Origin of the sequence: Streptomyces sp. DSM 15324 (genome assembly GCF_001514285.1) — a bacterium.
In the GTDB taxonomy this organism is placed as follows: Bacteria; Actinomycetota; Actinomycetes; order Streptomycetales; family Streptomycetaceae; genus Streptomyces.
The window spans coordinates 251992-276398 of the sequence record NZ_KQ949023.1 but is presented as its reverse complement, the minus strand read 5'-3'; the positions used below and the strand labels follow the sequence as shown (position 1 = coordinate 276398).

The 24407-nt window shown below is 70.5% G+C and carries 27 protein-coding genes and 1 tRNA gene; 22 read left to right on the top strand and 6 right to left on the bottom strand.

Going from position 1 to position 24407, the window contains the following annotated elements; all coding sequences use genetic code 11:
• The first annotated feature begins 4 nt into the window (after positions 1-4).
• The 7 genes from AQJ58_RS01230 to AQJ58_RS01200 all read left to right on the top strand — a co-directional run bounded on the left by AQJ58_RS01230 (position 5) and on the right by AQJ58_RS01200 (position 8394).
• Complete coding sequence (locus AQJ58_RS01230; RefSeq protein ID WP_067245599.1) at positions 5-1165, top strand: acyl-CoA dehydrogenase family protein; 1161 nt, start codon at positions 5-7, stop codon at positions 1163-1165.
• A gap of 87 nt (positions 1166-1252) precedes the next feature.
• Positions 1253-2302 carry an ABC transporter substrate-binding protein gene (locus AQJ58_RS01225; protein WP_067243963.1) on the top strand — a complete coding sequence of 350 codons (1050 nt, stop codon included), beginning with the start codon at positions 1253-1255 and terminating at the stop codon, positions 2300-2302.
• A gap of 130 nt (positions 2303-2432) precedes the next feature.
• Entirely contained in the window at positions 2433-3875 is a 1443-nt protein-coding gene (gene desA / locus AQJ58_RS01220) for a lysine decarboxylase DesA (RefSeq protein ID WP_067243961.1), read from the top strand.
• The gene (locus AQJ58_RS01215) at positions 3859-5148 is read left to right on the top strand and encodes a lysine N(6)-hydroxylase/L-ornithine N(5)-oxygenase family protein (RefSeq protein ID WP_067243959.1); all 1290 of its coding nucleotides are present in this window, start codon (positions 3859-3861) and stop codon (positions 5146-5148) included. Before desA ends, AQJ58_RS01215 begins: the two co-directional genes overlap by 17 nt.
• Positions 5145-5678 carry a GNAT family N-acetyltransferase gene (locus AQJ58_RS01210; RefSeq protein ID WP_067243957.1) on the top strand — a complete coding sequence of 178 codons (534 nt, stop codon included), beginning with the start codon at positions 5145-5147 and terminating at the stop codon, positions 5676-5678. Before AQJ58_RS01215 ends, AQJ58_RS01210 begins: the two co-directional genes overlap by 4 nt.
• Complete coding sequence (locus AQJ58_RS01205; protein ID WP_067243956.1) at positions 5675-7444, top strand: IucA/IucC family protein; 1770 nt, start codon at positions 5675-5677, stop codon at positions 7442-7444. The genes AQJ58_RS01210 and AQJ58_RS01205 overlap by 4 nt, the downstream gene beginning before the upstream one ends.
• 53 nt (positions 7445-7497) lie before the next feature.
• Positions 7498-8394 (top strand): DUF4429 domain-containing protein, encoded by an 897-nt coding sequence (locus tag AQJ58_RS01200; RefSeq protein WP_067243954.1) that lies wholly within the window; start codon positions 7498-7500, stop codon positions 8392-8394.
• Positions 8395-8424: 30 nt separating this feature from the next.
• Here the strand turns inward: AQJ58_RS01200 and AQJ58_RS01195 are convergent, their stop codons facing one another.
• Positions 8425-9987 (bottom strand): purple acid phosphatase family protein, encoded by a 1563-nt coding sequence (locus AQJ58_RS01195; protein WP_067243953.1) that lies wholly within the window; start codon positions 9985-9987, stop codon positions 8425-8427.
• Positions 9988-10173: 186 nt separating this feature from the next.
• Between AQJ58_RS01195 and AQJ58_RS01190 the strand changes: the two genes are divergently transcribed.
• The gene (locus AQJ58_RS01190; protein ID WP_067243951.1) at positions 10174-10431 is read left to right on the top strand and encodes a hypothetical protein; all 258 of its coding nucleotides are present in this window, start codon (positions 10174-10176) and stop codon (positions 10429-10431) included.
• Positions 10432-10468: 37 nt separating this feature from the next.
• Complete coding sequence (gene glmS / locus AQJ58_RS01185) at positions 10469-12286, top strand: glutamine--fructose-6-phosphate transaminase (isomerizing) (RefSeq protein ID WP_067243950.1); 1818 nt, start codon at positions 10469-10471, stop codon at positions 12284-12286.
• A 104-nt stretch (positions 12287-12390) separates the two neighbouring features.
• On the opposite strand, the gene AQJ58_RS01180 is transcribed toward glmS, so the two are convergent.
• Positions 12391-12954, bottom strand: coding sequence for a GPR1/FUN34/YaaH family transporter (locus tag AQJ58_RS01180; RefSeq protein ID WP_067243948.1), 564 nt, complete (start codon positions 12952-12954; stop codon positions 12391-12393).
• 152 nt (positions 12955-13106) lie between these two features.
• The gene (locus tag AQJ58_RS01175; RefSeq protein WP_067243946.1) at positions 13107-13634 is read right to left on the bottom strand and encodes a universal stress protein; all 528 of its coding nucleotides are present in this window, start codon (positions 13632-13634) and stop codon (positions 13107-13109) included.
• Positions 13635-13976: 342 nt separating this feature from the next.
• Between AQJ58_RS01175 and AQJ58_RS01170 the strand changes: the two genes are divergently transcribed.
• The 9 genes from AQJ58_RS01170 (at position 13977) to AQJ58_RS01135 (ending at position 18799) form a co-directional block, all read left to right on the top strand.
• The gene (locus tag AQJ58_RS01170) at positions 13977-14339 is read left to right on the top strand and encodes a hypothetical protein (RefSeq protein WP_067243944.1); all 363 of its coding nucleotides are present in this window, start codon (positions 13977-13979) and stop codon (positions 14337-14339) included.
• A gap of 377 nt (positions 14340-14716) precedes the next feature.
• Positions 14717-15934, top strand: coding sequence for a helix-turn-helix domain-containing protein (locus AQJ58_RS01165; protein ID WP_067243942.1), 1218 nt, complete (start codon positions 14717-14719; stop codon positions 15932-15934).
• 255 nt (positions 15935-16189) lie between these two features.
• Entirely contained in the window at positions 16190-16792 is a 603-nt protein-coding gene (gene orn / locus AQJ58_RS01160) for an oligoribonuclease (RefSeq protein ID WP_067243940.1), read from the top strand.
• 116 nt (positions 16793-16908) lie between these two features.
• Positions 16909-16981 (top strand) — tRNA-His (locus AQJ58_RS01155).
• A gap of 109 nt (positions 16982-17090) precedes the next feature.
• A complete protein-coding gene (locus tag AQJ58_RS01150; protein WP_067243938.1) occupies positions 17091-17342 on the top strand; it encodes a hypothetical protein in 252 nt (83 codons plus the stop codon).
• A 9-nt stretch (positions 17343-17351) separates the two neighbouring features.
• Positions 17352-17516: a hypothetical protein gene (locus AQJ58_RS43215; protein WP_159056204.1), complete on the top strand. Its 165-nt coding sequence runs from the start codon at positions 17352-17354 to the stop codon at positions 17514-17516.
• Positions 17517-17528: 12 nt separating this feature from the next.
• Positions 17529-17786, top strand: a complete 258-nt coding sequence (locus tag AQJ58_RS01145; RefSeq protein ID WP_067243937.1) for a hypothetical protein — start codon at positions 17529-17531, stop codon at positions 17784-17786.
• 161 nt (positions 17787-17947) lie between these two features.
• Entirely contained in the window at positions 17948-18562 is a 615-nt protein-coding gene (locus tag AQJ58_RS01140) for a peptidoglycan recognition protein family protein (protein WP_234359926.1), read from the top strand.
• Positions 18563-18574: 12 nt separating this feature from the next.
• Positions 18575-18799, top strand: a complete 225-nt coding sequence (locus AQJ58_RS01135) for a hypothetical protein (RefSeq protein WP_067243935.1) — start codon at positions 18575-18577, stop codon at positions 18797-18799.
• A gap of 335 nt (positions 18800-19134) precedes the next feature.
• On the opposite strand, the gene AQJ58_RS01130 is transcribed toward AQJ58_RS01135, so the two are convergent.
• Positions 19135-19455, bottom strand: a complete 321-nt coding sequence (locus tag AQJ58_RS01130; RefSeq protein WP_234359925.1) for a 4a-hydroxytetrahydrobiopterin dehydratase — start codon at positions 19453-19455, stop codon at positions 19135-19137.
• Position 19456: 1 nt separating this feature from the next.
• Positions 19457-20701 (bottom strand): NsdA family TPR-like regulatory protein, encoded by a 1245-nt coding sequence (locus AQJ58_RS01125; RefSeq protein ID WP_067243933.1) that lies wholly within the window; start codon positions 20699-20701, stop codon positions 19457-19459.
• 112 nt (positions 20702-20813) lie between these two features.
• On the opposite strand from AQJ58_RS01125, the gene AQJ58_RS01120 reads away from it, so the two are divergent.
• The 4 genes from AQJ58_RS01120 (at position 20814) to AQJ58_RS01110 (ending at position 23146) form a co-directional block, all read left to right on the top strand.
• On the top strand, positions 20814-21029 hold the full coding sequence (locus AQJ58_RS01120; protein WP_234359924.1) for a hypothetical protein: 216 nt from the start codon (positions 20814-20816) through the stop codon (positions 21027-21029).
• A complete protein-coding gene (locus tag AQJ58_RS43700; protein WP_199844504.1) occupies positions 21026-21193 on the top strand; it encodes a hypothetical protein in 168 nt (55 codons plus the stop codon). The genes AQJ58_RS01120 and AQJ58_RS43700 overlap by 4 nt, the downstream gene beginning before the upstream one ends.
• Positions 21194-21576: 383 nt before the next feature.
• Positions 21577-21966: a hypothetical protein gene (locus tag AQJ58_RS01115; RefSeq protein WP_067243931.1), complete on the top strand. Its 390-nt coding sequence runs from the start codon at positions 21577-21579 to the stop codon at positions 21964-21966.
• A gap of 619 nt (positions 21967-22585) precedes the next feature.
• The gene (locus AQJ58_RS01110) at positions 22586-23146 is read left to right on the top strand and encodes a GNAT family N-acetyltransferase (RefSeq protein WP_067243929.1); all 561 of its coding nucleotides are present in this window, start codon (positions 22586-22588) and stop codon (positions 23144-23146) included.
• Here AQJ58_RS01110 and AQJ58_RS01105 read toward each other — a convergent pair.
• A complete protein-coding gene (locus AQJ58_RS01105; RefSeq protein WP_067243928.1) occupies positions 23143-24198 on the bottom strand; it encodes a LacI family DNA-binding transcriptional regulator in 1056 nt (351 codons plus the stop codon). The genes AQJ58_RS01110 and AQJ58_RS01105 overlap by 4 nt on opposite strands.
• Positions 24199-24407 lie beyond the last annotated feature (209 nt).

Below are 24407 nucleotides of genomic sequence, written 5' to 3'. Positions count from 1 at the left end.
CAGCATGGACCACCGTCTCAGCCCCGAGCTGGAGGAACTCCGCCGTACGGTAGAGGAGTTCGCGCACGACGTGGTGGCGCCGAAGATCGGCGACTTCTACGAGCGGCACGAGTTCCCCTACGAGATCGTCCGCGAGATGGGCCGCATGGGCCTGTTCGGACTGCCCTTCCCCGAGGAGCACGGCGGGATGGGCGGCGACTACCTGGCGCTCGGCATCGCCCTGGAGGAGCTGGCGCGGGTCGACTCGTCCGTGGCGATCACCCTGGAGGCGGGTGTCTCGCTGGGCGCGATGCCGCTCCATCTGTTCGGTACCGAGGAGCAGAAGCGCCAGTGGCTGCCGCGACTGTGCTCGGGCGAGATCCTGGGCGCGTTCGGGCTGACCGAGCCCGACGGCGGCAGCGACGCGGGGGCGACCCGGACGACGGCCCGCCTCGATCCGCAGACGGATGAATGGGTCATCAACGGCACCAAGTGTTTCATCACCAACTCGGGGACGGACATCACCGGGTTGGTGACGGTCACGGCGGTCACCGGACGCAAGCCGGACGGCCGGCCGCTGATCTCCGCGATCATCGTCCCGTCGGGCACTGCGGGCTTCACGGTGGCCCAGCCCTACTCCAAGGTCGGCTGGAACGCCTCGGACACCCGGGAGCTGTCCTTCTCCGACGTGCGGGTGCCGGCGGCGAACCTGCTGGGCGAGGAGGGGCGCGGGTACGCGCAGTTCCTGCGGATCCTGGACGAGGGCCGGATCGCGATCGCCGCGCTGGCCACCGGGCTGGCGCAGGGCTGTGTGGACGAGTCGGTGAAGTACGCCCGGGAGCGGCAGGCGTTCGGGCGGCCGATCGGCGCCAACCAGGCCATCCAGTTCAAGATCGCCGACATGGAGATGAAGGCGCACACGGCCCGGCTGGCGTGGCGGGACGCGGCCTCGCGGCTGGTGGCGGGCGAGCCGTTCAAGAAGGAGGCGGCGCTGGCGAAGCTGTACTCGTCGACGGTCGCGGTGGACAACGCCCGGGACGCCACCCAGGTGCACGGCGGATACGGCTTCATGAACGAGTATCCGGTGGCCCGGATGTGGCGCGACTCCAAGATCCTGGAGATCGGGGAGGGCACGAGCGAGGTGCAGCGGATGCTGATCGCCCGTGAGCTGGGGCTCGCCGGCTGACCGGACGACGGACAGGTTCTGAGGTTAGGCTAACCTTCCTTCGAACCTGTCCGGCGGTGATCCGCACGTTCGAAAGCAGCCACTCCCATGCCCAACGCCAGAGCCAACCACCCCACCCGCCGCGGCATCCTCGCCGCCGGTGGCGCCCTCGGCCTCGGTGCCGTGCTCGCGGCCTGCGGGGACGACGACGCGAAGAGCAGTGGGTCGGACTCCTCGGCGAGCACCTCCGCCACGTCCGGTCCCTGGACCTTCAAGGACGACCGCGGCACCACCGTGAAGCTCGACGGGACGCCGACGGCCATCGTCGCGTTCACCGGCGTCGGCGCCGCCCTGTACGACTACGGCATCCAGGTCAAGGGTGTGTTCGGCCCGACGAAGACCACCGACGGCAAGGCCGACGTCCAGGCCGGCGACATGGACCTCTCCCAGGTGACGGTCCTCGGCAACGTCTGGGACGAGTTCAACGTGGAGAAGTTCGCCGCCCTCGCGCCCGACGTCCTCATCTCCACGATGTTCGACGACGCCGGCACCCTCTGGTACGTCCCCGAGGCGTCCAAGGACAAGATCGCCAAGCTCGCGCCGAGCGTCGGCATCTCCGTGTACGACCGTCAGCTCACCGCCCCGCTGGAGCGGATGTGGCAACTGGCCGCGTCGCTCGGCGCGGACCTGACCGCGGCGAAGGCGACCGACGCGAAGAAGCGGTTCGAGGCGGCGGCGACGCGGCTGCGCGCCGCGGCGAAGGCCAAGCCCGACATCAAGGTCATGGCCGGGTCCGCCAGCGCCGAGCTGTTCTACGTCTCCGGTTCGAACCTCTCCGTCGACCTCGAGTACTTCAAGGCGCTCGGCGTGAACTTCGTGGAGCCGCCGGAGAGCGCGAAGAAGGAAGGCGGCGGCTGGTACGAGTCGCTGAGCTGGGAGAACGTCGACAAGTACGCGGCGGACATCATCATGATGGACGACCGAACCTCGGCGCTGCAGCCTGCGGCGATCACGGAGGCGACGTGGAAGAAGCTGCCCGCGGTGAAGGCGGGTCAGGTCATCGCCCGGTCGCCGGAGCCGATCCTGTCGTACGACAAGTGCGTGCCGCTCCTGGAGAACCTCGCCGAGGCGCTGGAGAAGGCGAAGAAGGTCAGCTGAAGAACGGGGTTCACCGGAGGGGTGGAACCCTGGGGATCAAACTTAGGTTAGGCTAACCTAAGTTGAACCCGGGGCTCCGCCCCTCGGTCCGTCCCGCAGTGGACCATTCCCCACCTCAGGAAGGCCTCCCATGCGCTCGCACCTGCTCAACGACACCACCGCGGAGCAGTACCGCCGTTCCGTGACCGAAGGAGTCGAGCGGGTGGCCGCCAAACTCGCCGCCACCGACCGTCCGTTCACCGGCGTCACGGTCGACACCCTCGCCCCCCGCATCGACGGCATCGACCTCGACCAGCCCCTGCACGACACCGCCGCGGTGCTCGACGAGCTGGAGGAGGTCTACCTCCGCGACGCGGTCTACTTCCACCACCCGCGCTACCTCGCCCACCTCAACTGCCCGGTGGTCATCCCCGCCGTGCTCGGCGAGGCCGTGCTCTCCGCCGTCAACTCCTCCCTGGACACCTGGGACCAGTCGGCGGGCGGCACGCTCATCGAGCGGAAACTGATCGACTGGACGACCGGGCGCATCGGCCTCGGCCCGGCCGCGGACGGGGTGTTCACCTCCGGCGGTACACAGTCCAACCTCCAGGCGCTGCTGCTCGCCCGGGAGGAGGCCAAGAGCGACTCGCTCGGGAAACTGCGGATCTTCGCCTCCGAGGTCAGCCACTTCAGCGTGAAGAAGTCCGCGAAACTGCTGGGACTGGGCCAGGACGCGGTCGTGTCGATCCCCGTCGACCACGACAAGCGGATGCAGACCGTCGCGCTCGCCCATGAGCTGGAGCGCTGCACGAAGGCCGGTCTCGTCCCCATGGCCGTCGTCGCCACCGGCGGCACCACCGACTTCGGCTCCATCGACCCGCTGCCCGAGATCGCCGAGCTGTGCGCCCAGTACGGCACCTGGATGCACGTCGACGCGGCCTACGGCTGCGGGCTGCTCGCCTCTCTGAAGTACCGGCACCGCATCGACGGCATCGAGCGCGCCGACTCCGTCACCGTCGACTACCACAAGTCCTTCTTCCAGCCGGTGAGTTCGTCCGCTGTCCTGGTCCGGGACGCCGCCACGCTGCGGCACGCCACCTACCACGCCGAGTACCTGAACCCGCGCCGGATGGTGCGGGAGCGTATCCCCAACCAGGTGGACAAGTCCCTCCAGACCACCCGCCGCTTCGACGCGCTCAAGCTGTGGATGACCCTGCGCACCATGGGCGCCGACGGCGTCGGACAGCTCTTCGACGAGGTGTGCGACCTGGCCGCCGAGGGCTGGGGCCTGCTGGCCGCCGACCCGCGCTTCGACGTCGTCGTGCGGCCCTCGCTGTCCACCCTGGTCTTCCGTTACCTCCCGCGGGCCGTGACCGACCCGGCCGAGATCGACCGCGCCAACCTGCACGCCCGAGGCGCCCTGTTCGCCTCCGGTGACGCGGTGGTCGCGGGCACCAAGGTCGCGGGCCGCCACTACCTCAAGTTCACCCTGCTCAACCCCGAGACGACCACGGCCGACATCGCCGCCGTCCTCGACCTGATCGCCGGCCACGCCGAGCAGTACCTGGGAGAGTCCCTTGACCGCGCTTGCTGAAGCCAGCCGCACCCATGACTTCGTGGGGATCGGGCTCGGCCCCTTCAACCTCGGCCTCGCCTGCCTCACCGAGCCGATCGACACGCTCGACGGCGTCTTCCTGGAGTCCAAGCCCGACTTCGAGTGGCACGCCGGGATGTTCCTGGACGGTGCCCACCTCCAGACGCCGTTCATGTCGGACCTGGTCACCCTGGCCGACCCGACCTCGCCGTACACCTTCCTCAACTACCTGAAGGAGAAGGGGCGGCTCTACCGGTTCTACATCCGCGAGAACTTCTACCCGCTGCGCGTCGAGTACGACGACTACTGCCGCTGGGCCGCCGGCAAGCTGAACAGCGTGCGCTTCTCGACGACCGTCGCCGAGGTGACGTACGACGAGAGCGAGGCGCTGTACGCCGTGCGCACCACGGCCGGTGACGTCTACCGCGCCCGCCGGCTGGTCCTCGGCACCGGCACCACCCCGTACGTCCCCCAGGCCTGCCGCGGCCTGGACGGGGGGCTGTTCCACAACGCCGAGTACATGCGGCGCAAGGCCGAGCTCCGGACGAAGAAGTCGATCACGATCGTCGGCAGCGGGCAGAGCGCCGCGGAGATCTACCACGAGCTGCTCTCCGAGATCGACGTGTACGGCTACCGGCTCAACTGGGTCACCCGCTCCCCGCGGTTCTTCCCGCTGGAGTACACCAAACTGACCCTGGAGATGACGTCCCCGGACTACATCGACTACTTCCGCGCGCTGCCCGAGGAGACCCGCTACCGGCTGGAGAAGCAGCAGAAGGGTCTCTTCAAGGGCATCAACTCGGACCTCATCGACTCGATCTTCGATCTGCTCTACCAGAAGGACGTCGCATACGGCGACCGGCCCGTCCCCACCCGCCTGCTCACCAACTCCAGCCTGACCAGCGCCCGTTGGGAGGACAGCGAGTACCGGCTCGGCTTCCGCCAGGACGAGCAGGGCAAGGACTACGAGATCGCCACCGAGGGCCTGGTGCTGGCCACCGGCTACCACTACGAGCCGCCGGCCTTCCTGGAGCCGATCCGCGACCGCCTCCGCTTCGACGCGCACGGCCGCTTCGACGTGGCCCGCAACTACGCCGTCGACACCACCGGCCGGGGCGTGTTCCTCCAGAACGCCGGCGTCCACACGCACTCCGTCACGTCCCCCGACCTCGGCATGGGCCCGTACCGCAACAGCACCATCATCCGTGAGCTGCTCGGCAGCGAGTACTACCCGGTCGAGAAGACGATCGCGTTCCAGGAGTTCTCTGTATGACCTTCACCTTCCGCCCGCTCGACCCGCTGCGGGACGCCGAGCTGCTGCACTCCTGGGTGACCCACCCCAAGGCGGTCTACTGGATGATGCAGGACGCCTCGCCGGCGGACGTCGAGCGCGTCTACACGGACATCGCCACCGACCCGCACCACCACGCGCTGCTCGGCCTCGACGAGGACGGCACCCCGGTCTTCCTGATGGAGAAGTACGACCCCGTCCACCGTGAACTGGTCGGTCTGTACGAGCCGTTGCCGGGTGACGTCGGCATGCACTTCCTCACCCCGGCGACCGACACGCCCGTGCACGGCTTCACCCGCGCCGTCATCACCGCCGTGCTGGCGCACCTCTTCGAGGACCCGGCCACCTCCCGGGTCGTCGTCGAGCCGGACGTCGCCAACACGGCCGTCCACGCCCTGAACGAGGCCGTCGGCTTCGCCGCCGCGCGCGAGATCGAGAAGCCGGAGAAAAGGGCGCTGCTGAGCTTCTGCACCCGGGAGCGGTTCCTGGCGGCGACGGGGGTCGCCGCGTGAGCCTCTCCGACGCCGTGGCGCACCTCTCCCCCGAACGCTGGGAGACGGCCAACCGCCTGCTCCTGCGCAAGGCCCTCGCGGAGTTCGCGCACGAGCGGCTGATCACCCCCGAGGAGCGGGACGGGCGGTACGTCGTCCGCAGCGACGACGGTCTGACGTCCTACCGCTTCACGGCCGTCCGCCGCGCCCTCGACCACTGGCAGGTGGACGCCGACTCGATCACCCGCACCCGCGACGGCGCCGAACTCCCCCTCGCCGCGCTGGACTTCTTCATCGAGCTGCACAAGACCCTCGGCCTGAGCGACGAGATCCTGCCGGTCTATCTGGAGGAGATCTCCTCCACCCTCTCCGGCACCTGCTACAAGCTCACCAAACCGCCGGTCACCTCCACGGAACTCGTCCAGGCCGGCTTCCAGGCCATCGAGACCGGCATGACGGAGGGCCACCCCTGCTTCGTCGCCAACAACGGACGGCTCGGCTTCGGCGTCCACGAGTACCTGGCGTACGCCCCCGAGACCGCGAGCCCGGTCCGCCTGGTGTGGCTGGCCGCGCACCGGTCGCGGGCGGCCTTCACGGCGGGCGCCGGCATCGAGTACGAGAGCTTTTTGCGCGAGGAGCTGGGCGCGGCGACCGTCGAGCGGTTCGACGGGATCCTGCGCGCGCAGCACCTCGACCCGGCCGACTACCTTCTCGTCCCCGTCCACCCCTGGCAGTGGTGGAACAAGCTCTCGGTCACCTTCGCCGCCGAGATCGCCCGCCGGAACCTGGTCTGCCTGGGCGAGGGCGACGACGAGTACCTCGCCCAGCAGTCCATCCGGACCTTCTTCAACTCCTCGCACCCCCACAAGCACTACGTGAAGACGGCGCTGTCCGTCCTCAACATGGGCTTCATGCGCGGACTCTCCGCCGCGTACATGGAGGCGACCCCGGCCATCAACGACTGGCTGGCGCGGCTCATCGACCACGACCCGGTGCTGAGGTCGACCGGTCTGTCGATCATCCGGGAGCGGGCGGCCGTCGGCTACCGGCACCTGGAGTACGAGGCGGCGACGGACCGCTCCTCGCCGTACCGCAAGATGCTCGCCGCGCTGTGGCGCGAGAGCCCGGTGCCCTCCCTGCGCGACGGCGAGTCGCTCGCGACCATGGCCGCCCTGATCCATGTGGACCACGAGGGGAAGTCGGTGGCGGGGGCGCTCGTCGCCCGGTCGGGGCTCGCGCCCGCCGAGTGGCTGCGCCACTACCTCCAGGCGTACTACACCCCGCTGCTGCACAGCTTCTACGCCTACGACCTGGTCTTCATGCCGCACGGCGAGAACACGATCCTCGTGCTGCGGGACGGGGTCGTGCAGCGGGCGATCTACAAGGACATCGCCGAGGAGATCGCGGTGCTGGACCCGGACGCGGTGCTGCCGCCCGAGGTGCGGCGCATCCGGGTCGACGTGCCCGAGGACCAGAAACTGCTGTCTCTCTTCACGGACGTCTTCGACTGCTTCTTCCGCTTCCTCGCGGCGAACCTCGCCGCCGAGGGGGTCCTGGAGGAGGACGCCTTCTGGCGCACGGTCGCCGAGGTCACCCGCTCCTACCAGGAGGCGAACCCCGAACTCGCCGACAGGTTCCGCCAGTACGACATCTTCGCCCCCGAGTTCGCCCTGTCCTGCCTCAACCGGCTCCAGCTGCGCGACAACCGGCAGATGGTGGACCTGGCCGACCCCGCGGGCGCCCTCCAGCTGATCGGCACCCTGAAGAATCCCGTCACAGGGTACTGATCGGGGCCCCGACGGGTGTCGGGGCCCCGACGGCCCGGTGCCAGAATCACCCCATGGCGGAATTACTCCAGAAGGACGGCACCTGGGTCTTCGACGGCGACGCACTGCGGCTGACGCCGGGCCGGGACAAGGGCGTCGGGCTGCTGCGCAAGGAGCTCGGTGAACTCGTGGTCCCGCTGGGGGCGTTGGCGGGCGTCTCGTTCGAGCAGGGCAAGCGGAGCGGGCGGCTGAGGCTCCGCCTGCGGGAGGGTGCCGATCCCCTGCTGCACGCCACGGGCGGCCGGCTGGGCGAACCGCACGACCCGTATCAGCTGCTCGTGGACGCCGACCGGTACGGGGTCGCCGAGTACGTCGTGGAGGAGGTGCGGCAGGCACTGCTGCTGGACCGCGTGCCCACCGGTCCGGTGGACGCGTTCCTGCTGCCCGGCCCGGCCGTGCCGCTGTCCGTCTCCGCCGGGGACGCCACCGCGAGCTTCGACGGGGAGCGGGTACGGCTGGAGTGGAACTGGAAGACGGAGGACGCGAAGGCGGCCGCCGGGACCCGCGTGATCCGGGTGGAGGACATCGTGGGCGTGGAGTGGCAGCCGGCGGTCGGTCTGGAGAACGGGCATCTGCGGTTCACGGTGCGCAACGCTCCCACGAAGGCGCCGCCCAAGTACGACCCGAACGCGGTGGAGCTGTGGGGCTTCAAGAAGGATCCGCTGATGGCGCTGGTCGCGGCGGCCGTACAGGCCCGGCTGCCGCATCCGGCCGCGGCCCCCGGGACCGCCGTACGGGCCGCCGTACCGCCGTCCGGCCCGGAGCCGGAGGTCCCCGCCGCGCGGGCCGCCGCCGACGACCACGACGCGTTGCTGCGCCGGCTGCGTGAGCTGGGCGCGCTGCACCGGGACGGGGTGCTGACGGACGAGGAGTTCGCCCTGGCCAAACAGGCGGTCCTCAGGCGCCTGTGACGCCGGGGAGGACCGCCTGCGGCCGCGCTGCTACTTGGCCTTGCGGGCCACCGTGAAGTGGTCGATGCGGTCGCCGGTCTCGGCGATGCCCTGGACCTTCAGGGTGGTGAAGTGGCCCTTCGGGGCGGGGGTGACGTCCACGCGCAGGAAGGAGTAGTTCAGGTAGCGGACCCGGGACCAGGCGACGGTCTCGTTGACCTTGCCGTCCTTGGTGTTGACGAAGGACGCCACCGAGTCGACCTCGTTGACGTGGCCCTCGTAGGAGTCGGGGGCGGTGAACGCGTACAGGCTGCGGCCCGCGGCGCCCGCCGTGACGTAGACGACACCCTCGGTCTCGGGGTACGCCGTGCCGCCGATCGGGAGCTTCTTGGTGACCGTGTTGTTCTTGATCACGTCGGTGCGCTCGTACTGGTGGTTGTGGCCGTTGATGACCAGGTCCACCTGGTACTTCTCGAACAGCGGCACCCACTCCTGGCGGACACCGCCCTCCGAGGCGTGGGCGGTGGAGGTGCAGTACGCGCAGTGGTGGAAGAAGACGACGATGAAGTCGATGTCCTTGGCGGCGCGGTACGTCTTCAGCCGGCCCTCGAACCACGTGGTCTGGGTGCCGCCGGAGATGCCGAGGTTGGCCGGGATCTCGAAGGAGACGTCGTTGGGGTCCAGCGAGATGACCGCGGTGTTGCCGTAGACGAAGGAGTAGACGCCGGGGAGGTTCTTGCGGTCCGGGCCGTTGTCCGGGAGGTTCCAGCGGGCTTCCTCGCCGCCGTAGCCGTTGGGCGAGTACCAGGCCTCCATGTCGTGGTTGCCGTACGACACCATCCACGGCACCGACTTGGCGACGGACTCGGTCTGGGCGAGGAACTGGTCCCAGATCCGCGAGTCGAAGCCGGTGTCGGCGGTCTTGCCCTGGCCGGCCGGGTCGGCGTAGGCGATGTCGCCGGCGTGCAGGTGGAAGGCCGGGTTCTGGCCGAGGAGGAGGCTGTTGTTGGCCAGGCCGTGGTAGCTGACGCCCTCGTCGCCGAAGGCGGTGAAGGTGAAGGGCGCCTTGTGGGCGGGGGCCGTGGTGAAGGTGCCCAGGGTGCCCAGCAGGTGCGCCTCGGCCGGGTCGAAGCCCTGGTGGCCGACGCCGTAGTAGTACGTCCGGCCGGGGCGCAGATGGGTCAGCTTGGCGTGCAGGTAGTACTGGGTGTGGTCGCCGGACGCGCCGACCCCGGCCGGGGTGTGGAGGGTGCGTACCTCTGCCTCGATCTTGCGGGAGAGGTCCCAGGGGTGGGCGCCGATGCGGAGGAAGGGCTTCTTCACGGCGACCGGGACCTGCCAGGAGACGGTGATCTCCGTGCGGGGGTCGTTGCCCCAGGCGAGGTGACGGCCGAAGGGGGCGACGAGGGAGCCGTCGACCTCCTCGGTGTGCGACAGGGGCTCGGTGGGAACGGCGGCCTGGGCCGTGGCCCCGGTCACGAACGCACCACCGGTGACGGCGCCCAGGGTGACCGCGCCACCCCTGATCATCGTGCGCCGGGAGAATCTTGCGCGCAGGTACTCGTGCTGCTCGGCCATGCTCATGCGTTCGGCGAGCCGGTCGGGTACGCCCATGCGAGGAGTGTCCATGACGTCTGAAAGTCGTCGCCCCCGGCGACGGACCGCAAGACGCCAAATGGACGGTTCGCGAACAGGCGCTCATAACACATTCAAGGTTCCCCCAAGGCCCCTTAACAGGGCCCTGCCCGAAATCGGGCAGAATTCTTGCGAAACCCGCTCCGGTACCTCAGGATCTACCGGGTGCACGACGAACTGGTTGATCATCTGACGCGGTCCACGCCCCTCCAGCGGGGCGAGGCGCTGCGGGTGATCCAGGACGTGCTCGCCTTCTTCGACGAGACGACCGAGGACTACGTCCGTCGCCGCCACCGCGAGCTCCAGGCCGACGGCCTGGTGAACGCGGAGATCTTCGAACGGATCGCGGCGGACCTTCAGTACCGGGCCGTCGCGCCGCCGGAGCTGTCCGTACGGCAGCTGCGGCGCATCGTCTACGGGTGACAGCAACCACCACAGAAAGCTTGGGGACACCTCTTACATGTGCGGAATCGTCGGATACATCGGGAAGCGTGACGTGGCCCCGCTGCTGCTGGAAGGCCTCCAGCGGCTGGAGTACCGCGGCTACGACTCGGCCGGCATCGTCGTGACCACGCCGAAGACGGCCGGTCTGAAGATGGTCAAGGCCAAGGGCCGGGTCCGCGACCTGGAGGCCAAGGTCCCGGCGCGCTTCAAGGGCACCACCGGGATCGCCCACACCCGCTGGGCCACCCACGGCGCCCCCTCCGACGTGAACGCCCACCCGCACATGTCGGCCGACAACAAGGTCGCCGTCGTCCACAACGGCATCATCGACAACGCCTCCGACCTGCGCCGCAAGCTGGAGGCGGACGGCGTCGAGTTCCTCTCCGAGACCGACACCGAGGTCCTCACCCACCTCATCGCCCGCTCCCAGGCGGAGACCCTGGAGGAGAAGGTCCGCCAGGCCCTGCGGGTCGTCGAGGGCACCTACGGCATCGCCGTCATGCACGCCGACTTCTCGGACCGCATCGTCGTCGCCCGCAACGGCTCCCCGGTCGTCCTCGGCATCGGCGAGAAGGAGATGTTCGTCGCCTCGGACATCGCCGCGCTGGTCGCCCACACCCGTCAGATAGTCACGCTGGACGACGGCGAGATGGCCACCCTCAAGGCCGACGACTTCCGCACCTACACCACGGAGGGCACCCGCACCACGGCCGAGCCCACCACCGTGGAGTGGGAGGCAGCCTCCTACGACATGGGCGGCCACGACACCTACATGCACAAGGAGATCCACGAGCAGGCCGACGCCGTGGACCGCGTGCTGCGCGGCCGCATCGACGACCGGTTCTCCACCGTGCACCTCGGCGGCCTCAATCTGGACGCCCGTGAGGCGCGGCAGATCCGCCGCGTGAAGATCCTCGGCTGCGGCACCTCGTACCACGCGGGCATGATCGGCGCCCAGATGATCGAGGAGCTGGCCCGGATCCCCGCCGACGCCGAGCCGGCGTCCGAGTTCCGCTACCGCAACGCGGTCGTCGACCCCGACACCCTGTACATCGCCGTCTCCCAGTCCGGTGAGACGTACGACGTCCTCGCCGCCGTGCAGGAGCTGAAGCGCAAGGGCGCGCGGGTCCTCGGCGTGGTGAACGTGGTCGGCTCGGCGATCGCCCGCGAGGCCGACGGCGGCGTCTACGTGCACGCCGGCCCGGAGGTCTGCGTGGTCTCCACCAAGTGCTTCACCAACACCACGGTGGCCTTCGCCCTCCTCGCCCTGCACCTCGGCCGCACCCGCGACCTCTCGGTCCGCGACGGCAAGCGGATCATCGAGGGCCTGCGCAAGCTGCCGGGGCAGATCGCGGAGATCCTCTCCCACGAGGACGAGATCAAGAAGCTGGCCGACGAGTTCGCCGAGGCCCGCTCGATGCTCTTCATCGGCCGCGTCCGGGGCTACCCGGTGGCCCGTGAGGCCTCCCTGAAGCTCAAGGAGGTCTCCTACATCCACGCGGAGGCGTACCCTGCCTCCGAGCTGAAGCACGGCCCGCTCGCCCTGATCGAGCCGGCCCTGCCGACGGTCGCGATCGTCCCGAACGACGACCTGCTGGAGAAAAACCGCGCGGCCCTGGAGGAGATCAAGGCGCGCAGCGGCAGGATCCTCGCCGTGGCCCACGACCACCAGGAGAAGGCCGACCAGACGATCGTCGTGCCGAAGAACGAGGACGAGCTCGACCCGATCCTGATGGGCATCCCGCTCCAGCTCCTCGCCTACTACACGGCGAAGGCCCTGGGCCGGGACATCGACAAGCCGCGCAACCTGGCGAAGTCGGTCACGGTCGAGTAGCCGTCGGCGACAACGGGAACGGACCCCGCGCGACCTCGTCGGTCGCGGGGGGTCCGCCCGATCGGCCGGGGGGCTGCCCGAACTCCCCGGCGTCGGCTGCCGTTTCAGCCGGCGGCCGTCACACCGCGGCCGGCAGCCCGTCGCGGGAGCGCGGTGGGCCAGTGGGCCGACGCCGCCGTGGCGGCGTACCAGGCGACCGCTCCGGCCGCGACGGCGAACCAACCGCCCACCTTCGTGAGCGAGTCGTTGCCGGCGAACGCGGCGACGGCCATCAGCACCAGCGCCACCAGGAACAACCCATAGGTCCCACGGGTGAGTTGGTCCCCGCCCGCCGCGGCCAGCGAGAGCACGACGAGGGCGAACAGGAGCAGGAAGAGCCCGGTGGCGTTGTCGGAGGCCCGGGAGCCGGCGGAGACGGCCCAGGTGAACCAGAACGCGCCGAGAACGGTGAAGGCCGTGCCGCCCGCCGTGTCGCGGTCACGCAGAGCCAGCAGACCGGCGACGAACAGGGCGACGCCGCCGATGTAGTGAGCGATGGTCACGGCGTCCGCCGCCGTCACGCCGTCGAGCAGGTCGGTGTTCCCGAGTCCGAACGCCAACAGGGTGATGCCCAGGGCGAGTCGGCCGACGATCGTGGTGCTGCTTCCCGCGGAGACGTCATTGTCCACGGCGGGCTCCCTTCATGCGGTGGTGCGATGCGCGGTGACCGATATATGCCCTTCACAAGGGCACAAACACCTGCGGGGGCAGGGCAATTCGGGGGGCGCGCGCGCACCGTACGAAGGGGGCGCGGGAGAGTGGCGCAAGGGCCTGGAGAGGGCTACGGGATGACGATGACCGGCCGCTTCGCCCGCTTGGCGAGGCGCCCGGCGACGGAGCCGAAGATCCGGCCCACGATGCCGTGCGTGGAGCCCACGACGATCGCGTCCGCCTCGTACTCGCGACCCACCTCTTCGAGTTCGTGGCAGATGTCACCGCCGCGCTCGACCAGGATCCACGGCACCTCGGCGAGGTAGTCCGCGCAGGCCAGCTCCAGTCCGAGCACCTCGGTGCGGTGGTCGGGCACATCGACGAAGACCGGCGGCTCGCAGCCCGCCCACACGGTCGTGGGCAGCCGGTTGGCGACATGCACGATGATCAGACCCGCGCGGGAGCGGTTTGCCATGCCGATGGCGTACGCGAGGGCGCGCTCACTGGAGGTGGAGCCGTCGAAGCCGACGACCACGCCGTGCTTGAAGGCGGGATCGCAGGTGGGGCGTGCTTCTTCCGCCGCCAGGGGCTCGGCCGCCGTGGGGTCGGCGACGGGCCGCTTGCGGTCCGCGGGTTCGAAGAATTCGTGACCGGCCATGGCTGTCTCGGCGTATCGATCCTTGTATGGGTTGGACGGCTGGAGCGTCGGAGCTGTGTCCGGGAATTGCCTTCCCCACCCCATACCCCCAAGGGTACGGCGCCACTCCTCCTCCGCCCAGACCCCGAGCACCCTCGGTGGGGGTTCCAGGGAGCATGCACGAGGGGGCGCCCGTAACGCAATGGTTGCTGCCCCGTACAGGCGGTTTGCACAGGATTCACTTACCCGTGGCCGACCGGAGGGGACCGCGGAGTGACCGACCGGCCCCGCCGGCGTTGAGCACCGTGCGCCGGGAGTCGCCCCGGCCGCACCCTACCGCCGCCCCAGGGAGGAACGCGCTCCATGCCCCCGTCGCGCCCGCCGTCCACCCCCCGCCCCGGCGGCGAGCGCGCGACCACCGACCTCATCCGCTGGGCCGCCTTCTCCTGCGTCCTCGTCCCGGTGGTCCTCCTCTGGTACGGCACCTCCCTCGCCGGCGCCACCGGGACCGCCGCGGGCCTCGCCGCCGTCACGGCCGTCTGCCGGCTGCTGCTGAGGCAGTCCGAGCGGGGCGCGGCCCGGCTGCTCGCCGAGGAGGAGGATGCGCGGGGCGCCGGAGCCGCGGAACACGCGCCGCAGGCGCACCACCGGGGGCGCCACCAGCGCACCGGAACGGGGTCCCACCGTGGCCGTCGTCACTCCGGGGGAAACTCACCGGCCGGTTGACCGGTTTTCACGCACAGGACCGGTGCTTTTCAGCCAACTTCCGCCCCCTGCGCATCTCTTGCCGTAACCACCCCCCACCCCCCGTGCCACCTGCGCGTATAACCCCTCGGGAGCCCTGCGCACCCTACGGGGATTGGCCACTACGACGAGGCGCACTTCCCTGCACGCTCCCCGAGTGCAACGCTTCGTGATCGAATGCTTCACGCCAAGTTGCCAAGTCGACAATCCGCCGGGTGCTGAACTGGCCACTCCGGCGCCGCGCGACACAGTAGATTCGATCTTGACTGTCTACGGCGGGGGACTCGTGCAGGACCGAGGGGAAACGTGCAGGAGCGACACAACCGAGGAGCCGCGACCACCGAGGGGGGCTTAGCAGGATGAGCCACGACTCCACTGCCGCGCCGGAAGCCGCGGCCCGGAAGCTTTCCGGGCGACGCCGCAAGGAGATCGTCGCGGTGCTGCTGTTCAGCGGCGGCCCCATTTTCGAAAGTTCCATTCCGCTGTCGGTGTTCGGGATTGACCGCCAGGACGCCGGCGTGCCGCGATATCGCCTTCTGGTGTGCGGCGGCGAGGAAGGCCCACTGCGGACCACAGGGGGCCTGGAACTGACCGCGCCGCATGGCCTGGAAGCGATCTCGCGGGCGGGCACGGTCGTCGTGCCGGCCTGGCGTTCGATCACTTCTCCGCCACCGGAGGACGCGCTCGACGCACTGCGGCGGGCGCATGAAGAGGGTGCCCGCATCGTGGGCCTGTGCACCGGCGCGTTCGTGCTGGCCGCCGCGGGCCTGCTGGACGGCCGCCCGGCCACCACCCACTGGATGTACGCACCGACGCTGGCCAAGCGCTACCCGTCGGTGCACGTCGACCCACGAGAGCTCTTCGTGGACGACGGCGACGTCCTGACGTCGGCGGGCACGGCCGCCGGCATCGATCTCTGTCTCCACATCGTGCGGACGGACCACGGCAACGAGGCGGCCGGGGCACTGGCCCGCCGACTGGTGGTCCCGCCGCGCCGGTCGGGCGGCCAGGAGCGCTACCTCGACCGGTCTTTACCGGAGGAGATCGGCGCCGACCCGCTCGCCGAGGTCGTCGCCTGGGCGCTGGAACACCTCCATGAGCAGTTCGACGTGGAGACGCTGGCCGCGCGGGCGTACATGTCGCGCCGCACCTTCGACCGCCGCTTCCGCTCGCTGACCGGCAGCGCGCCGCTCCAGTGGCTGATCACCCAGCGGGTGCTCCAGGCGCAGCGTCTGCTGGAGACGTCGGACTACTCGGTGGACGAGGTCGCGGGCCGCTGCGGCTTCCGGTCCCCGGTGGCGCTGCGCGGCCACTTCCGCCGCCAGCTCGGCTCGTCCCCGGCCGCCTACCGGGCGGCGTACCGGGCGCGCCGGCCGCAGGGCGAGCGGGTACTGGAGGCCGAACCGCCGTCACCGGCGGGTCCGCCCCCGTCCCTGCACCCGGAGGGCCCGGGCCCGGTCCCGCCCCAGATCAGGCGCACGGCGACCTCGGGCGCGCTGGGCCCTGCGTCCGGCCTCGCGCACGAGGCGTACGCGACGTCGCGGGCGAGCCTGCCGGGTCAGCGGAGCGGGATGTAGCAGCGTGAGCGGGGCGGCGGGGCCGATGATGTCGGCCCCGCCGCCTTGCCCGTTCTTCTGCCCTGCGACCGAGTCGGCTGATGGGCGGGCACGGGCCGGGGGCCTGAGGTGGAGCCCCCGTTGCGGCACGGGCCGGGGGCCTGAGGCGGAGCCCCCTGTGCGGCACGGGCCGGGGGCCCGAGGCGGAGCCCCCTGTGCGGGCCCGCCGCAGCACAGGGGCGCCACAAAAGCGGACCTCCGCTTTAGGGTGGTCGCATGAACGATCGCATGGTGTGGATCGACTGCGAGATGACCGGCCTCTCGCTGTCCGACGACGCGCTCATCGAGGTTGCCGCCCTCGTCACCGACTCCGAGCTGAACATCCTCGGCGAGGGGGTGGACATCGTCATCCGGCCGCCGGCCAAGGCGCTGGAGACGATGCCGGAGGTGGTGCGCCAGATGCACACCGCGTCCGGGCTGCTGGACGAGCTGGCCGGCGGCACGACCCTCGCCGAGGCCGAGGCCCAGGTCCTCTCCTACGTCCGCGAGCACGTGAAGGAACCCGGCAAGGCCCCGCTGTGCGGCAACTCCGTCGGCACCGACCGCGGCTTCCTCGCCCGGGACATGGCGACCCTGGAGGACTACCTCCACTACCGGATCGTCGACGTCTCCTCCATCAAGGAGCTGGCCCGCCGCTGGTACCCGAGGGCGTACTTCAACAGCCCCGAGAAGAACGGCAACCACCGCGCCCTCGCCGACATCCGCGAGTCGATCGCGGAACTGCGCTACTACCGCGAGGCCGTCTTCGTACCGCAGCCCGGACCCGACTCCGACACCGCGCGGACGATCGCCGCGAAGCACGTGCTGCCCGCCCAGTAGGCGCCGCGGGCGGCGCCCGGACGGCTCCGGGAAAAGGTGTGCGCGAGCACCCCTTCGGACCCTGTACACTTTTTCTCGGCCGGTCGGAGACGACACAAAGTCAACAGCCGGTCGTGGTGGGTGTAGCTCAGCTGGTAGAGCACCTGGTTGTGGTCCAGGATGCCGCGGGTTCGAGTCCCGTCACTCACCCTGAATGATCAAGGGCTGACCTGGTAAAACAGGTCAGCCCTTGGTGTTTCTCGTCACCATGGGAACATCGTGGGAACCGATCATGGAAATCGCAGCCTATGTTCCTGCCATGGCGAGCATCGTGGAACGACCGCAGAAGTCCGGCACCGACACCTCGGTCACGACGTCGAACTACGTGGGGTGCCGCTCGATCGCCCACGCCTCCAGCACGAACGTCTCCCCGTCCATCCGCTACGACGACTTCGAGGTCCTCAACCCCCAGGTCTTCAGCGGCATGACCCGGGCGGTCAACGGCATGGTCAAGGCCCAGTCCGCGGCCGCTGATGTCCGCCTCGCCCTGCCCGCCTACATCGCACTCTAGGGAGGCTCCATGGCCTACGCCGCCGGCGACCGGATGACCGCCGGGCGCACCAACCGGCTGCAACCGAAGCAGTACTACGCCATCGGCTCCGGCACGGTCGCCGGCGCGGCCACCAACGCCGACGTCCCCTCCGCCACGGTCACCTTCACGACCGAGGCCGCGAACGCCACCTAAGAAGCCAAGTGCGTGTGGGACGTGGACCTCACCGGCGCCACGACGTCCACCGGCACCGCCCGTCTCGCCGCGGACGGCACCCCGCAGAGCCCACTCGCCGTCTTCGGCCAGGAGGTCGCCACCGACCGGCTCATGGCGGTCCAGACCTACAGCGGAACCCTCGCCGCGGCAGGCTCGCACACCCTCAAGCTCGTCGCCTCGCCCGTCGCCAACCAGACGATCCAGGGCGTCAACTGCTCCATCAGCGTCACGATCACCGAAGTCGTCTGACCTCCCCCAACCCTCTTCGCCCCGAGCCGATGGCCGGGGCGCTCGTCATGTCTGGAGCCCGCGTTGAAGCTCGTCACGAGAGAACAGCTCGGCTGGCCCCCTCGGCCGCGCCGATACAGACGTCCACCCTGGGCGTGAAGGTCCACTACGAGGGGACGCCGGTGAGCACCAGGCTGCTCACCGACCACGACGCCTGCATCGCCGAGTGGAAGGCCATCCGCGCCAGCCACCTCGCGAACACCAAGGAGAACTACTCCGACGTCGCGTACAACTACGCGGCCTGCCCGCACGGCTACCTCCTCGAGGGCCGCGGCATCGGCAAGCGCACCGGCGCCAACGGCAACCAGGAACTCAACCGCGCGCACTACGCCATCGTCGGCCTGGTCGGCGACGAGGGCCTCACCCAGCCGACGGACGCCATGCTCGGCGCGATCCGCGACGGCATCGAGCTGCTGCGCCAGCACGGCGCCGGGGACGAGATCAAGGGCCACCGCGACAGCTACGCCACCGACTGCCCCGGCGGCCCGCTGTACGCCTGGGTGAAGAAGGGCGCGCCCCGCCCGGCGGGCACCGCCACCGAACCGACCCCGGCGAAGCCGAAGGTGTCGCTGGCGCACATCGTGTACGCGGCCCGCCACGACCCGCCCGCTGCGCAGGGCCACACCTCCTACAAGGCGGAGGTCCTCCGAGTGGAGAAGGCGCTCGCGGACCACCGGTCCGAGGGCGTCCGGAACGGGCCGGCGCCCGCCGCCGGCCCGCCCCGGGCCCGCGTCTGAAGGGCCCCCCCTTTGTCCGACAACGCCAAGCGCACGCTGCGCACCATCCTTCAGACCGGACTCGGTATCGCCGTCGTCCTGCCCGCGGTCGTCGACGCGTCCGGCGTCCCCGCAGCCCTGCCGTGGGTCGCCGGCGCGCTCGCCGTCGCGGGCGGCGTCACCCGCGTCATGGCCGTCCCCGGCGTGCAGGCGCTGCTGCCCTCCTGGCTGCGCACCGACGACGGCGGCCGCGAGTGACCGCCCCGGTCCCCGACCCGGGCGTCTACATCAGCCCGGCCCAGATGGACCAGGAGCTGAGATCCCTGAGCGACGGCCTGACCCGGGTAGGACCAAGCTCGACGGCATCGGCCAGGGACTCACCGACCTCGGCAAGGACGTCGCGGACCACGAGACCCGCCTCCGTACCCTGGAGCGGGCCCGGTGGCCGCTGCCCACGATCGGCGTCCTCGCCGGTCTGGCCGGCGCCGCGACGGGCGCGCTCTCCCTCTTCACACGATGACCGCGGCCCCGCTCTCCTTCGGGAGGGCGGGGCCGCTTTCGTGCGTCCAAGGGTGGGCGCTGGTGCCCACTTCTCACTCGTCCAGAGGCTCGGCGTCGTGGGCCGCAGCGATGGCGTCGATCCGGCGGGCAAGGTCGAAGTCCGCGGCCGTCAGCCGGTGGCCGGCGTCGTGCGTGGTGATCGCGAACCGGACCTTCCCCCACCGCAGATCAATGTCCGCGTGGTGGCTGATCAGCCGCTCAACGTCAGCAACGTGCACGATCATCGCCACACCGCCGTGATACCGGATCGAGTACGTGCGGGTGATCTCGTCGCCCTCCCGCCGCCACCCCGGCGCTTCCTGCAGCGCGACGGCGATCTCGTCCTCGGTCAGCGGCACGGGTGCCTCTGCCACGTCAGCTCCCCTCAGTCACGGGCGCCAGAACCTCCGTGAGGTCCCGGCCGACCGGGGCATCGTGCCACGGAGCCATAGCCCGCTGAAGGGTTGCCAGCTCCCTGCGCATACGGGCTGAGCGGGTCTCTACGGCGATGTCGGCGACCGTGCGGGCAATCTCCACCGCCTGTTCCGGCTCGCCCGCTCCCGCCGCCGCTGTGGCGTGCCGCGCCAGGTACACGCCGCGGTCCCGGCGGGCCGTCTCCGGGACGACGTCGAGGACCTGCGACCACAGCGAGACGGCCTCTGCGCCGAGGCCTAGCCGCCCGTAGCAGGTGGCGCGCTGCACTTCGAGGTATCCGGGCGTCCGGCGGCAGGCGTTGCCCCACGGCAGGTCGTCGTCGACCCGGCCGAGCAGCACGCCGGCATCGTCGAGGAGCCGGTCAACGGCCCCGCGATCACGGGTCAGGCTCGCACCGTGCGCCTGCTGCTGCATGGCCATGATCCGCACCTTCGGCACCAGGCGCTCCGAGTCCTCCAGGGCGGCCTCGCACAGGTCGATGACCGCGGGCCCGTCGCCGAGGTCGGTGCGCACCTGCGCCTGGTTGACGAGGGAGTAGCCGATCAGGTGCGGATCCCTCGACCGCATGGCGATCTCCTGTGTGACGCCCCGCCAGAACGCCGCGCCGTCCATATCGCCGGCGTCCTGGTAGAGCCAGCCCACGAGCGCGGCGTAGGCGGCGCCGGCCCTCAGCAGGCCGCGGCGGGTCTCGCCCTTCGCCGAACGCACCAGCTTGTCGATCAGCTGGTACTGCGCGGACACCGTGCCGATCAGGTCGTGCGGGCCGAGGAACATGTCCGCCCGGTAATGCCCCTCCAGCTGCTGCTGAAAGTAGTCGATCAGGGCGGGGTCGACGTGCTGGGGTGCGACCGGTCCGGCGACGAGCGCGGCGGCGGTGACGGAGACGAACGCTCGGCGGCGCATGTCGGCCTCTTCGTGGTGCTCGGGGCGGATCCAGCCGGGCGGGGTGCTGAAGCCGAGGTCTTCGGGCCAGCGGCCGAGGGCGTCGTGCAGGACGATCGCGGTCTCCTCGGGGGGCCAGCCGGGGTGCTCGCCCTCCCAGCGGCGCCAGGTGCGCGCGGACACGTTGAAGTGCGCGTCGTCGAGGAGTTGGCGCCCCTGCCGGGTGAGCTGGTCGGCGGCCTGCTCGATGGTCCGCCAGCCCACCCGCAGCCGTGCGGCCCTGAGTGCGTCGTTTCGGCCCACGCGTCCAGTGTGAGGTGCCATCGGTCCGTCCCCCGGCCATGGCCGCCACGTGGCCACGGATGGCCACGCGACGGCCTAGCTGCGTTTTCTCCTGCACGGCCATCATCGCGGCATGAGTACAGGACGTGTGCCGAAGACGACGGATCCGCTGCGTAAGCCGACCCTTGACGGCACCGTCGCGGAACCCTCCGCCATCGCCTGGTGTGCCTGGCATGAGGCGTACAGCAACACAGCCAGGCCGGTGCGGGACTCCAGCGGGGCCCGGCTGTTCGCCTGCCTGTCCTGCCGACAGGCCTACGACCTCACCCCCATCGCGGACCAGCCATGACCGACACCGGCACCCTGTCCGCCGAGTGCGCGGTCGCCCGCACCCCGGGCTACAAAGACCTGCACGGCCAGTGCCGCCAGACCCGGGACATCCACCTGCCGCACTCCTCTGGCGTGGTCCTGATGCCGCGCTGCCGCTGCACCTGCCACGGGAGTACCCGATGACGAACAACGCCGTCGACCGCCTGTTCCCGCCCCGGCCTCCCGAGCCCGTACCCGGGTGCGCCGTCTGCGCGCGCCTGGACTGTACCCGGCGTGCGGCTCAGGCCGCGGAGGACCACTCGCGAGTCATCGACTGCAACATCGGCTTGCGCGCCCACGGCAGACACTGACAGCCCTCGTTCTCCCGCCCGCCCCCGCACCCCAGGCGTCACGGGGGCGGACGGGAACGCGGCCCCGGCCGACGGCCCGTGTCGCCGACCGGGGCCGCACTCACCAACGAGGACGGCGCGACCTCTCGGATGCGTATCCGTTCACTGAACATCCGGCTCTTCAGGCCCGGGCGGCTCATAGACTGACCGGGCTGCCAAGAGAGGAAATGATCACAAATGCGCCCCCTGGAATACCGTGACTACCTGGTTGACCTGCTGAAAAACACGCCCGACGTGCAGCGCGTCGACACCATCGAAGGCGGTCCGCACCCCTACGCCCTGACCGTGACCGCCGGCGGCAGCGAGCAGCGGTGGCAGATCATCGGGCAGCTCGCCGAGGGAGCCAAGCACGACATCCCCACCCCCGCCGTCCACGGACAGCCGGCCGCCTGGCAGGCCGCTCCCGCTGGCGGCGCGCCGGATGCGTGGCTGGCCACCGTCATCGGCGCCGCGGACTCGCCGGAGATCAAGCTCATCGACGTCTGGTCGACCCACGAGGGCAAGTCGAGCGAAGGACTGACCGTGTTCTTCCACAACGGCGAGCGCGCCTTCGTCCGCAAGTTCTGAGACCTCCCTGCGGCCCCTCGCGGGGTGCGCGGCGGAGTGCACCGCACATCGGCACCATCCCAGCGAGCAAGGGAGAACTGATCATGTGTGAACGGTCACGCGGCCATCGCTTCGATCCCGGCCAGGTGGCAGGAAACTGCCCCGTCTGCGGCGCAGGGGTCGGCTCGGCACCTGGCACTCCGACAACCATGCACCAGCGGAACGGCACCGGCACGGAGACGTGTCCAGGCAGCGGAGCGCCCGCCCTGTAGCGAACGGCTGAAGTAGCACCAGATCGGCCCCGGCCGACGCCCTCCGACGCCGCCGGGGCCGCTTTCTGTGCCCAGCTTGGATTCGAAGGCCTTGTGCGGGGGCGCTGCCATTTCCCGTGATCGCGGATACGCGGGTTTCTACTCAGCCCTCGCCCGCCCTGCTACTGTCCGCCGGGGGCGGTGTTCCCACGGGAACACGGCCCTGCATCGAGCTACACCCAGCGACATCGAACGTCATCGAATGACACGCAAATGTCCAGGTTTCCCGCATCGGCGCAGGTCACGGTTGGTTCAAAAAAAGGGTTCGAGTCCCGTCACTCACCCTGAGTCATCAGCCGGTGACTTCCCGAGAGGGAGGTCACCGGCTGATGCGTTTGCAGGCAGCACCGGGAGCACGGGGGACCGCCATCCGCACCGCACCGATCTCCACCCACCGTCTCACCCTCCTCCCCCTCCAGGTGACGCATGCCACGGAGATGGCCGCCGTCCTCGCCGACCCCGCCCTGCACACCTTCATCGGCGGCACCCCCAGCACCCCCGAGGAGCTGCGCCTCCGCTACGAGCGTCTCGTCGCCGGTTCCCCCGACCCGGCCGTCTCCTGGCACAACTGGGTCCTGCTGCTCACCGGGGAGAAGCGACTGGCCGGCACCGTCCAGGCCACGCTGAGCGGCACGCAGGACGCCGAGATCGCCTGGGTGGTCGGCACCCCCTGGCAGGGCCACGGTCTCGCCTCCGAGGCGGCCCGGGGACTTGTACGGCACCTACGGCAGCAGGGCGTCCGTACGATCACCGCCCACATCCACCCCGCCCACCACGCCTCGGCCGCCGTGGCCCGCGCGGCGGGCCTCTCCCCCACCGGGGAACAGCAGGACGGCGAGACCACCTGGCGTCTCGACACCCCGCCGCCGGAGGCGGTGCTCCGGCCCTAGGACGAAGCCCGCCCCACCAGGTCCGTCGCCAGGACCACCTGGCGTCGTTCCAGGCCGCGGGAGGCCGCCGGGCGGCGGTCCGCGATCTCCGTCAGGAGGAGGTCCAGCATGCGCCGCCCCATCTCCTCGATCGGCTGGCGCACACTCGTCAGGGGCGGATCCATGTGGCGGGCGATGGCCGAGTCGTCGTACCCGACCAGCGCCACGTCCTCGGGGATACGGCGGCCCGCCTCCCGCAGGGCCTGGCGGGCGCCCGCCGCCATCACGTCCGAGCCGGCGAACACCGCGTCCAGCGACGGGTGGCGGGAGAGCAGCGCGGCCATGGCCCGGTGCCCGCCCTCCTCGGTGAAGTCACCGTGCTCGACGAGCCCCGCGTCCGCCGCGTACCCCGCGTCGCGCAGGGCGTCGCGGTAGCCGTCGAGGCGGCGCTGGGCGCCGTACACGTCGAGGCGGCCGGTGATGTGGGCGATCCGGGTCCGGCCCCGGGCCAGCAGGTGTTCCACGGCCGAGCGGCCGCCGCCGTAGTTGTCGCTGTCCACGGAGGGCAGCGTCTCCCCGGCGGACCTCGGACCGCTGATCACCGCCGGGATCTCCAGCTGGGCCAGCAGGTCCGGGAGCGGGTCGTCGGCGTGGACCGAGACCAGCAGGACGCCGTCCACCCGGTGCGCCGCGAGGTACTGGGCCAGGCGCCGGCGCTCCCGGTCGCTGCCCGCGAAGATCAGCAGCAACTGCATCTCGGTGTCGGCGAGTTCGGCACCCACACCGCGCAGCATGTCCGAGAAGTACGGCTCGGTGAAGAAGCGGGTCTCCGGCTCGGGCACGACGAGCGCGATCGCATCCGTGCGGTTCGCGGCGAGGGCGCGGGCGGCCGTGTTGGGGACGTAACCGAGTTCGGCGACCGCCGCCTCCACCGCCGCCCGGGTCGCGTCACTGACCCGGGGCGACCCGTTGATCACCCGGGAGACCGTGCCGCGGCCCACGCCGGCCCGGGCGGCCACCTCTTCGAGGGTGGGCCTGCCACCGCTGCGGCCCCGCACTCCGTGGCTTGCCATGGGCTCCGCCTTCCCGCCGTCGTCATCGCGCTGGCCTGGAATCTAACAGTCCCGACCGCTCGGCCCCTCCGGAGCCCATCGGTCGGTTTGTCCTGAACTGGACCACCTCTGCGTCACTCGCCGGGGTTAGCTAACGGGCGGATAACTGAACGCACCTCTCCGTGTTCCCACCCTTGACACCCCCGCCCGAACCGACGACTCTTCAACAC

What these genes read in the sequence shown, in the direction of transcription:
- AQJ58_RS01230 (WP_067245599.1), top strand. Translation starts at nt 5, where the DNA reads ATGGACCACCGTCTCAGCCCCGAGCTGGAGGAACTCCGCCGTACGGTA.
- AQJ58_RS01225 (WP_067243963.1), top strand. Translation starts at nt 1,253, where the DNA reads ATGCCCAACGCCAGAGCCAACCACCCCACCCGCCGCGGCATCCTCGCC.
- desA (WP_067243961.1), top strand. Translation starts at nt 2,433, where the DNA reads ATGCGCTCGCACCTGCTCAACGACACCACCGCGGAGCAGTACCGCCGT.
- AQJ58_RS01210 (WP_067243957.1), top strand. Translation starts at nt 5,145, where the DNA reads ATGACCTTCACCTTCCGCCCGCTCGACCCGCTGCGGGACGCCGAGCTG.
- AQJ58_RS01200 (WP_067243954.1), top strand. Translation starts at nt 7,498, where the DNA reads ATGGCGGAATTACTCCAGAAGGACGGCACCTGGGTCTTCGACGGCGAC.
- AQJ58_RS01195 (WP_067243953.1), bottom strand. Translation starts at nt 9,987, where the DNA reads ATGGGCGTACCCGACCGGCTCGCCGAACGCATGAGCATGGCCGAGCAG.
- glmS (WP_067243950.1), top strand. Translation starts at nt 10,469, where the DNA reads ATGTGCGGAATCGTCGGATACATCGGGAAGCGTGACGTGGCCCCGCTG.
- AQJ58_RS01175 (WP_067243946.1), bottom strand. Translation starts at nt 13,634, where the DNA reads ATGGCCGGTCACGAATTCTTCGAACCCGCGGACCGCAAGCGGCCCGTC.
- AQJ58_RS01170 (WP_067243944.1), top strand. Translation starts at nt 13,977, where the DNA reads ATGCCCCCGTCGCGCCCGCCGTCCACCCCCCGCCCCGGCGGCGAGCGC.
- AQJ58_RS01165 (WP_067243942.1), top strand. Translation starts at nt 14,717, where the DNA reads ATGAGCCACGACTCCACTGCCGCGCCGGAAGCCGCGGCCCGGAAGCTT.
- orn (WP_067243940.1), top strand. Translation starts at nt 16,190, where the DNA reads ATGAACGATCGCATGGTGTGGATCGACTGCGAGATGACCGGCCTCTCG.
- AQJ58_RS01150 (WP_067243938.1), top strand. Translation starts at nt 17,091, where the DNA reads ATGGCGAGCATCGTGGAACGACCGCAGAAGTCCGGCACCGACACCTCG.
- AQJ58_RS43215 (WP_159056204.1), top strand. Translation starts at nt 17,352, where the DNA reads ATGGCCTACGCCGCCGGCGACCGGATGACCGCCGGGCGCACCAACCGG.
- AQJ58_RS01120 (WP_234359924.1), top strand. Translation starts at nt 20,814, where the DNA reads ATGAGTACAGGACGTGTGCCGAAGACGACGGATCCGCTGCGTAAGCCG.
- AQJ58_RS43700 (WP_199844504.1), top strand. Translation starts at nt 21,026, where the DNA reads ATGACCGACACCGGCACCCTGTCCGCCGAGTGCGCGGTCGCCCGCACC.
- AQJ58_RS01115 (WP_067243931.1), top strand. Translation starts at nt 21,577, where the DNA reads ATGCGCCCCCTGGAATACCGTGACTACCTGGTTGACCTGCTGAAAAAC.
- AQJ58_RS01110 (WP_067243929.1), top strand. Translation starts at nt 22,586, where the DNA reads ATGCGTTTGCAGGCAGCACCGGGAGCACGGGGGACCGCCATCCGCACC.
- AQJ58_RS01105 (WP_067243928.1), bottom strand. Translation starts at nt 24,198, where the DNA reads ATGGCAAGCCACGGAGTGCGGGGCCGCAGCGGTGGCAGGCCCACCCTC.